Genomic DNA, 12,672 nt, shown 5'->3' with positions numbered 1-12,672 from the left:
GTCCCTCCACCCCGACAAGCCCAGTTTTTGACTTGCCGGGGTAAACATACAAGCGCCTTTAGGCGCGAAGGTTTGAGGCCGGGAACCGGGGGTCGCCATTCGCTGAATTTCGCGGCTAAAGCCGCTCCTACGGGCGCCCTCGACCATTGTGGGAGCTTGCCTGGCGAGCGAAGCGCGTCGGGCGCATGCCCCGCTCAGCCCTTGGAAACATGCTCGGGATCATCCGAGCAACACGGCGGCGACTCACGTCGCCTTCGCGGGCAAGGCCTGCTCCCACGGGGTTAAACCTGACGGGATGAAGGTCATAGATTTTGAATCAACAGTTGATCACAACGCCTTGATTCAATTCACCTATTGTCCGGATTTTCGACGAAACCGAACAACCCGCTTATCTTAACCGGCACCCGCCTCCCGCACTTCGGTCATAACCCAGGCGGGCTCATCGGGGTTTGGCCGGAACGCCGTGTCCACCAGCCCGTGCTCGCCGGCCAGCACGGCGGCCAGCTGCCCGCCGATCTCCACCCCGACGGCTGCGGGCCGCTCCCACGGTGGGATGCCCTGGTCCTGGAACCATTGCTTGATCGGCAGGCTCGGCCGACCCTCGGCCGGGCGCAATCGTTCGCTGCCGCCCACCGGCCGCAAGCGCCACTCGTCAACGCATTGCCGCAGCAGGACGCCATCGTCGCCAACGGCGCGACTCGGACGGCGGCGGATTTCTCGCCCACCCTCGAGACGCAGGCAATCCTGATCGGCCGGCCAGTCGACCGGCTGCGTCGGTTCGGGCAAGACCTGCAGCCAATGGATGTGATCGCGGTAGCGGCGCAGCTGGCCACCCGGCCATTCGAGCAGCGGTTGGCGGTCGGCCGCAGCGGTGCGCAACTGGTTTAGCCATTCACCCAGCCGCTCGGGTGGCGGAGGCAGGCAACCCAGACGGGCGAGCCATTGGCGCAGCAGGTTGCACTGGCGATGCGGCGGCAGTGTCGCGGCCTTGCTCCAATCGAGCGTCGGGCCGTCGAGTGACTGGTCGGCGTCGATCTCGGCCAGCTCGCCGAGCAGGCCCTGCTCCATCACCAGTCGTTGGGCACTGGTGCGAATCCGGCCAACGGCATCGGGCCAGAATACTCGCAGTTCAGGCAGGACGTGATGGCGCAGGTGGTTGCGGGCAAATCCCGGATCATCGTTGGCCGGATCGTCGACCCAGCCCAACCCGCTGGCACGGGCCGCTGCCTCGAGTTCGTCGCGAGGCGTTTCCAGGAAGGGGCGCCAGTGGGCGAACGCATCGCGCGAGCGCCAGGCCGACATGCCCGACAGGCCCTGCCCGCCGGAGCCGCGCATCAGGGCCAGCAGGATGGTCTCCGCCTGGTCATCGGCATGGTGGGCGGTAACGAGCACGGGTGGATGGTTCGGGTCGTTCGAGGCAGCTTCGATCAGCGCCTCGTCCAGCGCCCGGTAACGCGCCTCGCGCGCCGCCGCCTCGGTCGACCCACGCCCCGCACCCACCGATGCCCGCTTGACCGCCACCCGGCGCACCTCGAACGCGCAGCCGTGGGCATGCGCCTGCTCACGGGCAATGTCGGCCCAGCTCGGGGCGTCGGGATGCAGGCCATGATCGACGTGAACGACCGACAGGCATGCGAAGACCCCTTCGTCACGCCATTGCGACAGACGGACCAGCGCGCCCAGGGAATCACGCCCGCCAGAGCTGGCGAGCAGGACATGGGAGGCCGGCGACGGACTGGCCGGGCGGGGCATGCCGTCCGGGCCGGTCACCGCTCCCGGCATCGCAGGACTAGCGTTCGGTGTACTCACCGTAGCTCATCAGTCGCTCGTAGCGACGCTCGAGCAGGGCCTGGGTGGGTCGATCGATCTGGGCGAGCACCGCCTTTTTCAGGCTCGCCTTGAGCGAAGACGCCATGGCGGGCACGTCACGATGGGCGCCGCCACAGGGCTCGGGGATGACCTCGTCGACCAGGCCCAGCTCCTTCAGACGCCCGGCGGTGATGCCAAGCGACTCGGCTGCCTCGGGGGCCTTCGCCGCGCTCTTGTAGAGGATCGAGGCGCAACCCTCCGGAGAGATCACCGAGTAGGTGCTGTACTGGAGCATCATGACGTGGTCACCCACGCCGATCGCCAGCGCGCCGCCCGAGCCACCCTCGCCGATCACGGTGACGATGATCGGCGTCTCCAGTTCGGCCATCACGTAGAGATTGCGCGCGATGGCCTCGCTCTGACCGCGTGCCTCGGCATCGATGCCCGGGTACGCGCCCGGGGTGTCGATGAAGGTGAGCACCGGCAGGCCGAACTTCTCCGCCAGCTCCATCAGGCGCTTGGCCTTGCGGTAGCCCTCGGGGCGCGGCATGCCGAAGTTGCGGCGGATCTTTTCCTTGGTGTCCCGGCCCTTCTGCTGACCGATGACCATGACCGGCAGGCCATCGAGCCGCGCCATGCCACCGATGATCGCCGGGTCGTCGCCGAAGGCACGGTCGCCATGCAGCTCGCGGAAATCGGTGAACACCCGCTCGAGATAGTCGGCCAGGTAGGGGCGCTGCGGGTGACGGGCCAACTGGTTGACCTGCCAGGCGCCGAGATTGGAAAAGATCGAGCGCGTCAGATCCATCGACTTGTTGCGCAGCCGCTCGATCTCCTCGTCGATATCCAGACCCTGATCGTCGTCCATCAGCTGGAGTTCGCGGATCTTGGCCTCGAGTTCGGCGATCGGCTGTTCAAAGTCGAGATAGTTCGGATTCATAGACGGCTGCGCTGTATGGGCGGGTAGTTAGGTATGCCGTCTCGCTTTTGGCATGGGGACCGAAAGGGTCGTCCATGGCGGCGAGACAGACGCGTATTGTGCCGAAGTTGCCGCCCCGGCGTAAATCGGGGCGGCTAACGATGGGTGCGAGAATCGCCTAGCGATCGCTCCCGACGCTTGCCGGATGCGGGCTGTGCACGGGCAGGTTGTCGATCAGCCGGACGCGACCGAGCCGCGCGGCGACCAGCAGCCGCCCGTGCGCGACCAGCCGGGTCTGCTCCTCGAAACGCTCGTCGTCACAGTAGACCAGGTAGTCGACCACGAAGCCCTGCTGGGTCAGCCAATGACGGGCACCGGCCAGTGTCGCGGCGACGGTATGGCCGCCGGCCAACGACTCGGCCGCACGCTTGAGGGCGCGATGCACCGCCGGGGCCTGGCGGCGCTGTTCGGCATCGAGAAAACGGTTGCGCGAGCTGATCGCCAGACCATCGGGCTCCCGGTGGGTCGGCTCGATCGCCAGCTCCACGGTCATGTCGAGGTCCGCCACCAGACGGCGTATCACGGCCACCTGCTGGGCGTCCTTCTCACCGAAGACGGCCACGTCCGGGCGCACCAGGTTGAACAGCTTGGTAACCACGGTCGCCACGCCGGTGAAGTGCCCCGGACGGGCCGCGCCTTCAAGACGGTCACCCAGCGGGCCGGCATCGACGCGCACGATGTCCTTCTGGCCGTGGGGATAGAGCTCGGGCTCGGTGGGCAGGAAGACCGCGGCTACCCCGGCGCGCTCGAGCAGCTCGAGGTCGCGCTCCTCGGTGCGCGGATAGCGCGCCAGGTCGTCCGGGTCCTCGAACTGCAGCGGATTGACGAAGATACTCACGATCACGGTATCCGCGCGTCGCTTGGCGTGATCGATCAGCGCCAGGTGGCCAGCGTGTAGATTGCCCATCGTCGGCACGAAGCCCACGCGCCGGGCATCGAACTCGACCGACTCGCGCCAGTCGCGCAGCTCGGGGATGTCGCGAATCACCTCCATCAGAAGCTTTCCTCGGCGGTGGGGAAACGCCGCTCGCGCACCGCCGCCACGTAGGCGGCGAATGCCCCGTGGATCGAACCACCTTCGGCGAGGAAATCGCGCACGAAGCGCGGCGGCTTTTCGGTCAGCCCCAGCATGTCGTGCATCACCAGCACCTGCCCGTCGGTATCCGCGCCGGCACCGATGCCGATCACCGGGACGTCGATCGCCTCGGCCAGCGCGCGACCGAGTTCGCTGGGCACGCATTCGACCACCAGCAGGTCGATGCCGGCAGCGACCAGCGCCTGGGCGTCTTCGAGGATCCGGCGGGCATCGGTCGCCTCGCGGCCCTGCACCCGGTAACCGCCCAGCTTGCGTACGCGCTGGGGCAACAGCCCGACATGCCCGCATACCGGCACCCCGCTGTTGGTCAGGGCACGAACGATGTCGGCCTTCTCGGCTCCGCCCTCGAGCTTGACCATGTCCGCCCCGCCCTCGCCCATCAGGACAGCGGCGGCATCCAGCGCCCGCTCGACGGACGCATCGCTGAGAAACGGCATGTCGGCGATCACCAGCGCATCACCCACGCCCCGGCGCACCGTGGCCGTGTGGTAGGCGACGTCGTCGACCGAGACGGCCAGCGTGTCACGCTGCCCCTGGACGACCATGCCAAGCGAGTCGCCCACCAGGAAGGCATCGACCCCTGCCGCGGCCGCGACGCGCGCAAAGCCGGCCTCGTAAGCCGTCAGCATGGCGATGGGTGTGCGATCGATCTTGGCCTGACGCAATCGGGAACGGGTCATGTCGACCTCCGCGTGGGGGTGGTGCGAGAGTCCTTGTCGTCACTCGGGCGATCGGTCCTGCGGGTGCGAGCCCGACCGGTTGCACCGGTCTCGTCGCCGCGGCGCTGCCAGTGCATGGCCCGCAGGAAGCGCAGAGGATGGTCGGCAACATGCTCCAGCAAGCCGGCCAAGGCCGTGCCGTCGGGCAGGCGGGCGTCCGGTCGGATCTCGAGCCACGGGGCAAGCACAAAGTGTCGATGGGCGATCTCCGGATGCGGCACCGTCAGTCCGGGGGAGTTTATCTGGCGATCGCCGAAGGCAAGGATGTCGAGGTCCAACATGCGCTCGCCCCAGTGACGCGTGTAGGAACGGCCCGCCGCGCGCTCGAGGCCCTTGAGGGCCCGGAGCAGCGCCTCGGGCGCCAGGGCGGTATCGATTTCGGCGACGGCGTTGATGTAGTCCGGCTGATCCTGCGGGCCGATCGGCGGATTGGCGTAAAGGCCGGAGACCGCGCGCACCTGGCAAAGCGGCAGGCTGTCGATCGCCTCCACCGCCCGTTCGATCTGGTCGACCGGGTCACCGAGATTGGCACCCAGGCCGATGGTCGCGATTTCCCGAACCATCACAATGCACCCGGGATCAGCTACCGGTGGACTGCGGCTTGCCGCCCGGCTTGCGACGGCGGGGGCGACGGCGACGTTTCTTGCCGAAATCCGACGGCTGCAGGGCCTCGATCGGCGCCTCGTCCCGGCTGCCGCGCTCCGGGGCATGACGACGCCAGAAAGTGCAGACCGACTCGTCGACCTCGTTGGTCCGTGAGCGCAGGCAGAGGAAATCCACCGCCGCTCGGAACCAGGGCGCCTCGGTCAGTGCGCGCTGCTCGTCGGTGAGCTTGTCCTTGCCCTTGTCCTTGCCTTGGGCACCGGGGGACGAGGCATGACGCTCGAGATCCGGCTGCAGCGTCCAGATCGCGCGGATGATCTCGGCCAGGCGGCGCGGGATCATCAGACGGCGGGCGGCCACGGCGAGCACCTCGTCGGCGGCGAGCACCATCGCATCCTCACCCGGCACCCGCTGGTGCATCCACTGGACGCGGTGGCGCCCCAGCATGCGCCAGAAGAGCCCGGCGAACAGGAAGGCCGGGTTGACCGGCAGGTCCTTGGCGACCCGCTCGTCGGTGGCCTCGAGCACCGGCTCGATCAGCACCCAGTCGCTGGCCGGGTCGTTGGGCTCGATCCAGGTCGCCAGTCCATCGAACAGGTATTCGAGCAGGCCGAGGCGCTTGAGCTCAAGCACTGTCTGTCGACCGGCGCCGCCTTGGAGCAGCTTGACGGTCTCGTCGAACAGGCGGGCCGGGGAAATGTCGGAGAGCGTCTCGCGGCAACGCGCGATCGCCTGCTCGCTGTCGGGCGTGAGGTGAAAGCCAAGCTTGGCGGCGAAGCGCGCCGCGCGCAGCATCCGCACCGGGTCCTCGCGGTAGCGCGCCTCCGGCTCGCCGATCACGCGCAGCCGACCGCTGTGAATGTCGGTCAGGCCTTCGACGTAGTCGATCAACTCGCCCGAGGCGAAGTCGAGGTAGAGGGCGTTGCAGGAAAAATCGCGCCGCCAGACATCCTCGTGGATGCTGCCGAAGACGTTGTCACGGGTGATCATGCCGCCGTCGGCACGCTTGATCTCGCCGGTGTCCCCACCGCGGAAGGTGGTCACCTCGATCAGTTCGTCGCGGAAAACCACGTGCACGATCTTGAAACGCCGGCCGATGATGCGCGCGCGCTTGAACAGGCGCTTGACCTCTTCGGGGCGGGCATCGGTGACCACGTCGAAGTCCTTCGGGCTTCGGCCGCGCAACAGGTCGCGGACGCAACCGCCAACGGCGTAGGCCTCGAAGCCGCCCTCGTGCAGGCGCTCGAGGACGAACCGGGCGTTGTCGCTCAGGTCATTCAGCGAGATGCCATGGGTCTCGGCGGGAATTCGGGTCTGGGTTGGAGTCACGTTGTCTGACAAAACGGTCTGCCATTGATCGCCGTGGCCGGCATCGACCCGGTTCGGGCGCTGTGCGGGCCGGTCGCGTTATTCGAACGCACCGACGGGCCACGGATGGGTTATCGAACCCCTGCACGGATTGCAGCGCCACTCTGGCTCGCAGAGTCGTATTGCTATTCGTGCAGAGGCTCCTCAGGAAAGGCGAAGTCTATCACTATGGCCGGGCTCGCGTGATTTACCCGCCGATCCGGCCAAAATCATGGCCAACGTCATTCCCAGAGGCTCCACCGATGCCGTCTCGCGCGCGCCCGCAGGATAAACACGTCTGGCGGCACGCAAATGCGATGCTGTCGCGGCTTTACCGGGAGTCCCGAGGCATTTCTGTGCTAGGATTTTGCGCTGATTGCGTGCGGTGAGCACCCGCCGCGATCGAGGCCCCTGGCTCCATTTCACCCGCATAAGGACGGTGTTCGTGAACGCGATCGAACTCTTGGCCGCAGTCGTCTTGCTGCCGTTCCTGGCCGCCCCGTTGGCCGCCTGGAGCGCCCGATTCAACCGTTATGCGGCCGCCTGGGTGGCGGGTGGCGTCACGCTGCTTGCCCTGGCCATCTTCTCCTGGCTGGTCGTTCTGCACATCGGTCAGATGCCCGTGGCCACCTCGCATGCCTGGATCGAGGCGGCCGGGCTGTCCTTCGGGTTCCGCCTCGACGGCCTGTCGCTGCTGTTCACCGGCCTGATCCTGGTGATCGGCCTGCTGATCGTCATCTACGCCCGCTACTACCTCTCGCCCAACGACTCGATGGGGCGCTTCTTCGCCTACATGATGATGTTCATGGGCGCGATGCTGGGCGTGGTGCTCTCCGAGAACATGATCAACCTGGTCATCTTCTGGGAGCTGACCTCGCTGGCCTCCTTTCTGCTGATCAGCTACTGGCAGCATCGCAAGGAGGCACGCTACGGCGCGCGTCTCGCGCTGGCGATCACCGGCGCCGGCGGGCTGGCCCTGCTCGGCGGCGTGCTGATCCTCGGCCACATCGTCGGCTCCTACGAACTGACCGATGTGCTGGCCTCCGGCGACCTGATCAAGAACCACGAGCTCTACGCCCCGGCGCTGATCCTGATCCTGCTGGGCGTGTTCACCAAGTCCGCCCAGTTCCCGTTCCACTTCTGGCTGCCCAACGCCATGGCCGCGCCGACGCCGGTCTCGGCCTACCTGCACTCGGCGACGATGGTGAAGGCCGGCATCTTCCTGCTGGCGCGCTTCTTCCCGGCGCTGGCCGGCACCGAACTGTGGGTGATCATCGTCTCCACCGCGGGCCTGATCACCTTCCTGCTGGGCGCCTACACCGCCCTGTTCCGCCATGACCTGAAGGGCCTGCTGGCCTACTCGACCATCAGTCACTTAGGGTTGATCACGCTCCTGTTCGGCTTCGGCACGCCGCTGGCCGCCGTGGCGGGCATCTTCCACATCATCAACCACGCCACCTTCAAGGCCAGCCTGTTCATGGTCGCCGGCATCGTCGACCACGAGACCGGCACCCGCGACATGCGCCGCCTGGGCGGGCTGGTCAAGTACATGCCACACACGGCCGCGCTGGGCATGATCGCCGCGATGGCGATGGCCGGCGTACCGCTGTTCAACGGCTTTCTCTCCAAGGAGATGTTCTTCACCGAGTCGGTGCGCGTCGCTGGCGACATCGGCCCGGTGTGGCTGCTGCCGATCCTGGTTTCGCTGGGTGGCCTGTTGTCGGTGGCCTACTCCCTGCGCTTCGTGCACGACACCTTCTTTGGCAAGCCGGACGGCGACCTGCCGAAGAAACCCCACGAGCCGCCCGGCATGATGAAGCGCCCGGTCGACCTGCTGGTGGTGCTGTGTCTCGCCGTGGGCATCCTGCCGGCGCTGGTGGTCGGCCCGCTGCTGCACATCGCCGTGACCGGGGTGCTGCAGGCCGAGCCGCCCTACTACAGCCTGTCGCTGTGGCACGGCTTCAACCTGCCGCTGCTGATGAGCGCGATCGCCCTGATCGGCGGCTTGCTGCTCTACCTGAACCGCGCGCCGATCTTCCGCTGGCATGCCCGTTCGCTGGCCCATCTTGACGCGCGCACGGTCTACAACCGCCTCATGGAGCTGCTGATGCGCACCGGAGCGGGCGTCACAGGCGGACTGGACAACGGTCGACTGAGCCGAATCGTGGTCCTCACGCTGGTCTTCTCGCTGATCGCCGGACTGGTCGGCTACGTCCAGACCGTTGGTCTCCCGGGTGTGCAGGCGGCCCTGGACCGTGGCACGGTCGAGGACAGTGGCGACTGGGTGACCTGGCTGGGCATGTTGCTGATCATCATCGCCACCCTGGTCACCGTGATCGGTCACCGCCAGCGCCTGTTCGCGCTGATCACCATGAGCGTGGTCGGGCTGGGCGTGGCGATGATCTTCGCGCGCTTCTCGGCACCGGATCTCGCTATGACGCAGTTGTCGGTCGAGGTGGTGACCATGATCCTCCTGCTGCTGGCCCTGTTCTACCTCCCGCAGCAGAGTCGCCGGCTTTCGTCGCCCAGCCGTCGCTGGCGTGATGCCGGCATCGCCACGGTGATCGGCGGCGGTATCGCGGCGCTGACCTACGCAATCATCAGCCGGCCGTTCGAGACCATTTCGGGCTATTTCCTGGAGCATTCCGTGCCGGGTGGCGGCGGCACCAACGTGGTCAACGTGATCCTGGTCGACTTCCGGGGCTACGACACCTTCGGCGAGATCACGGTGCTGGCGCTGGCCGCGCTGGGCATCTTCGCCATGCTGCACAACCTCTCGCTACCCTCCTCGCGACGCGATCCGTTCGGGCGCGCCTGGAGCGACGACCCGCACCCGTTGATGCTGCGTACCTTCGCCCAGATCATCCTGCCGCTGACCCTGCTGTTCGGCATCTACGTGTTCCTGCGCGGGCACAACGAGCCGGGCGGCGGGTTCATCGCCGGGCTGATCGTCGCCAGTGCGCTGGTGGCCCAGTACATGGCCTTCGGCATCGAGAACACGGAACGCAAGCTGCACCTGCCGATCCATGGGGTGATCGGTGCCGGGATCCTGATCGCGCTAGGAACTGGATTGGTCGCGATGGTTGTCGGCGTGCCGTTCCTCACCTCGAACACCTGGCACTTCACCCTGTCGCTGCTCGGTGAGATCCACCTCGCCTCGGCGATCGGCTTTGACCTGGGCGTGTTCCTGGTGGTGGTCGGCTCGACCATGCTCATCCTGCTCAACCTCGGCCGGCTCACCGACCACGCCATCGAGCATCCCGACTACGCATCCATCGAGGCAAGCCCAGCGGACAGCGCGACCCGCGGGGGGAGAGACGCATGACCAACCTGGCCATTTCCCTGCTGATCGGCGTGCTCACCGGGGCCGGCGTGTACCTGGTGCTACGCGCCCAGACCTTCCCTGTGGTGCTGGGACTGACCCTGATGTCCTACGGGGTCAACCTGTTCCTGTTCACCATGGGCCGACTGCATACCGCTGCCCCGGCCGTGGTGGGTGCGACCGAACAGTCGGCCGACGCCCTGCCCCAGGCGCTGGTGCTGACCGCCATCGTGATCGCGTTCGCCATGACCGCCTTCGTCATCGTGCTGGCACTCAAGGCGCGCGCCGCGCTCGGCAATGACCACGTCGACGGCACGCACATCCCGCAGGCCGACCGGGTGATGGATCGCCGCAAGGAGCCGCGCGCATGACTGACAACCTGATTTCCCTGCTGGTCCTGCTGCCGGTCGCCCTGGCGGCGATCCTCGCGATGACCGGACAACGCGCACCGGGATTGTCACGCGGGATCAGCCTGGCCGGGGTGGCCGCTTTGTTGGCGATGAGCCTCGGGCTGCTGCTGGGTGGATCCGGCAATACGGCACAGGTAATCGAACTGGGCGGATGGTCCGCCCCGTTCGGCATCGTGCTGGTATTCGATCGGCTCTCTGGCCTGATGGTGGTGCTGACCTCGATCGTCGCGATGCTTGCGCTGCTCTACGCCGTGCGCCGTGACGAGGATTCGGCCGGGCCGCACTTTCACGCCCTGTTCCAGGCGCAATTGTTCGGCCTGAACGGCGCGTTTCTTACCGGTGACCTGTTCAACCTGTTCGTCTTCTTCGAGGTGCTGCTGCTGGCCTCCTACGGCCTGCTGCTGCACGGCAACGGCCGCAAGCGCACCCGGGCGGGTTTCCATTACGTGGTGGTCAACCTGATCGGCTCGACGCTGTTCCTGTTCGCCGTGGGCGCGTTGTACGGCACGGTCGGTAGCCTCAACCTCGCCGACATCTCGCTCAAGTTGCCGGAGGTCGCCCCGGATGCGGTGCCGATCGTCACGACGGCCATCTTCCTGCTGTTCGTGGTGTTCCTGATCAAGGGGGCGGCCTTCCCGCTCTACCTGTGGCTGCCGGGCGCCTACGGGCACGCCTCGATCCCGGTCGCCGCCCTGTTCGCCATCATGACCAAGGTGGGGCTGTACTCGGTGCTGCGGGTCGACTCGGTGATGCTCTCGGGCAATTCCATCGGCGGGCTGGTCGAGACCACCGCCCTGATCGCACCCTGGCTATTGTGGTTGGGCCTGATCACCCTGCTGCTCGCGGCACTGGGCGTGGTAGCCGGGCGCATTCTCCGCCGCCAGGTGGCCTACCTGATCGTCGCCTCGGTCGGCACGATCCTGATCGCCCTGGGCCTGGTGACCGGCTCGGAGCGCGAACTCGCGATCAGCGGCGCGCTGTACTACTGGATCCACACCACGGTGCTGAGCGCCGGGTTCTTCCTGCTGGCCGGTCTGCTGATGCGCCACCGCCCCGAGGCAGGCGACGGCATCGAGGCCGCGCCGCCCATGCCGCACGCGGTCCTGGTGGGATCGCTATTCTTCGCCTACGCGATCGCCATGGCGGGCCTGCCACCACTGACCGGCTTCTTCGGCAAGGTGATGATCCTGGCCGCCGCGGTCGAGAGCCCGCTGATGGCACCGATCTTCGCCGTGGTACTGATCAGCGGCCTGATCATGGTGATCGCCCTGGCACGCACGGGCAGCCGACTGTTCTACCAGTCGCAGGCCACACCGGGCCACCCGGCTCACTCCACCCCGCGTGACGCGCGCACGCCCATGCCGGGTCTGGCCCTCAGCATCGCACCGCTCGCGATCGCTACCGTGATGGTCGTGGGTGCCCAACCGCTGTCGGAGTGGCTGGAGACGACCGCCGTGCAGATCACGACGCCATCGGGCTACCTGGACGCGGTGATGCCTGACGGCATCCTGTTGCCGGAGACCGCCCCCGGCAAGTTCGGCCAGGATTACCCGGATTACGAGGGAGGTAAACACTAAATGCGTCGCATCCTGCCTCAACCGCTGCTCAGCCTGGTCCTGTTGATCAGTTGGCTGGTGATCAACAACAGCATTCACCCCGCCTCGATCGTGATGGGCGCCATCGTCGCCCTGGTGATCCCCTGGATTACGCATCGCTTCTGGGAGATCCGCGCCGGGGTGAAAAGCCCCGTCGCCCTGCTGGGCTATCTGGGCATCGTGGTGGTCGACATCATCCGCGCCAATTTCGTCGTTGCCCGCCAGGTACTCGGCCCCAACCGCGCGTTGCGCTCGCAACTGTTCGAGATGGAACTCGACCTGCAGGGGGCGCTGCCGGTGAGCATCCTCGCCGCGACCATTACGCTGACGCCGGGTACGGTCTCTTGCCGCATCAGCCCCGATCAGAGCCGCCTGTGGGTGCATGCCCTGCACGCCGACGATCTCTCCGAGGAGATCGCCGAGATCAAGCAACGCTACGAGTCGCGTCTGATGCGCATCTTCGGCCAGACCGACCAGCGCACCGCGCGTTCCTCATCAACCCCGGGGACGGAATCATGATCCACGTCAGTCTCGGTATTGCCCTGGTCCTGATCGTCATCGCGATGGGCCTGGCGACCTACCGCCTGTTCAAGGGACCGGACCCGGCCGACCGCGTGCTCGCTCTCGACACCATGTCGATCAATGGCATCGCGCTGCTGATCGCGTTGGGGATCTGGTTCGAGACCTCGATCAACTTCGAGGCCGCGCTGCTGATCGCCGTGCTGGGGTTCATCACGACGGTGGCCTTGAGCAAGTACCTGATTCGCGGCGATATCGTCGAATAGCCCGGAG

The 12,672-nt window shown here is 66.8% G+C and carries 11 protein-coding genes; 5 read left to right on the top strand and 6 right to left on the bottom strand.

All coding sequences use genetic code 11. The features are described from left to right. Positions 1 to 393: 393 nt before the first annotated feature. The 6 genes from tilS to pcnB all read right to left on the bottom strand — a co-directional run bounded on the left by tilS (position 394) and on the right by pcnB (position 6,535). Positions 394 to 1,809, bottom strand: a complete 1,416-nt coding sequence (gene tilS / locus D5687_RS08020) for a tRNA lysidine(34) synthetase TilS (protein ID WP_125199253.1) — start codon at positions 1,807 to 1,809, stop codon at positions 394 to 396. Then, on the bottom strand, positions 1,790 to 2,749 hold the full coding sequence (locus D5687_RS08015; protein ID WP_125199252.1) for an acetyl-CoA carboxylase carboxyltransferase subunit alpha: 960 nt from the start codon (positions 2,747 to 2,749) through the stop codon (positions 1,790 to 1,792). The genes tilS and D5687_RS08015 overlap by 20 nt, the downstream gene beginning before the upstream one ends. 157 nt (positions 2,750 to 2,906) lie before the next feature. Beyond that, positions 2,907 to 3,782, bottom strand: coding sequence for a pantoate--beta-alanine ligase (gene panC, locus D5687_RS08010; protein WP_125199251.1), 876 nt, complete (start codon positions 3,780 to 3,782; stop codon positions 2,907 to 2,909). Next, positions 3,782 to 4,564, bottom strand: a complete 783-nt coding sequence (gene panB / locus D5687_RS08005) for a 3-methyl-2-oxobutanoate hydroxymethyltransferase (protein ID WP_125199250.1) — start codon at positions 4,562 to 4,564, stop codon at positions 3,782 to 3,784. Before panB ends, panC begins: the two co-directional genes overlap by 1 nt. After that, positions 4,561 to 5,166, bottom strand: coding sequence for a 2-amino-4-hydroxy-6-hydroxymethyldihydropteridine diphosphokinase (folK, locus tag D5687_RS08000; protein WP_125199249.1), 606 nt, complete (start codon positions 5,164 to 5,166; stop codon positions 4,561 to 4,563). Before folK ends, panB begins: the two co-directional genes overlap by 4 nt. A 16-nt stretch (positions 5,167 to 5,182) precedes the next feature. Continuing rightward, entirely contained in the window at positions 5,183 to 6,535 is a 1,353-nt protein-coding gene (pcnB, locus tag D5687_RS07995; RefSeq protein WP_158611817.1) for a polynucleotide adenylyltransferase PcnB, read from the bottom strand. A 463-nt stretch (positions 6,536 to 6,998) separates the two neighbouring features. Between pcnB and D5687_RS07990 the strand changes: the two genes are divergently transcribed. The 5 genes from D5687_RS07990 to D5687_RS07970 are packed head-to-tail and all read left to right on the top strand — an operon-like array spanning position 6,999 to position 12,665. Continuing rightward, entirely contained in the window at positions 6,999 to 9,878 is a 2,880-nt protein-coding gene (locus D5687_RS07990; RefSeq protein ID WP_125199247.1) for a monovalent cation/H+ antiporter subunit A, read from the top strand. Then, the gene (locus D5687_RS07985; RefSeq protein WP_125199246.1) at positions 9,875 to 10,246 is read left to right on the top strand and encodes a Na+/H+ antiporter subunit C; all 372 of its coding nucleotides are present in this window, start codon (positions 9,875 to 9,877) and stop codon (positions 10,244 to 10,246) included. The genes D5687_RS07990 and D5687_RS07985 overlap by 4 nt, the downstream gene beginning before the upstream one ends. Then, a complete protein-coding gene (locus D5687_RS07980; RefSeq protein ID WP_125199245.1) occupies positions 10,243 to 11,862 on the top strand; it encodes a monovalent cation/H+ antiporter subunit D in 1,620 nt (539 codons plus the stop codon). The genes D5687_RS07985 and D5687_RS07980 overlap by 4 nt, the downstream gene beginning before the upstream one ends. After that, positions 11,863 to 12,399, top strand: coding sequence for a Na+/H+ antiporter subunit E (locus tag D5687_RS07975; protein WP_125199244.1), 537 nt, complete (start codon positions 11,863 to 11,865; stop codon positions 12,397 to 12,399). Further along, positions 12,396 to 12,665, top strand: a complete 270-nt coding sequence (locus tag D5687_RS07970; protein ID WP_125199243.1) for a K+/H+ antiporter subunit F — start codon at positions 12,396 to 12,398, stop codon at positions 12,663 to 12,665. The genes D5687_RS07975 and D5687_RS07970 overlap by 4 nt, the downstream gene beginning before the upstream one ends. Positions 12,666 to 12,672 lie beyond the last annotated feature (7 nt).

This window comes from Guyparkeria sp. SCN-R1, assembly GCF_003932495.1.
Taxonomy (GTDB): Bacteria; Pseudomonadota; Gammaproteobacteria; order Halothiobacillales; family Halothiobacillaceae; genus Guyparkeria.
This window is presented reverse-complemented; position numbering and strand designations above follow the sequence as displayed.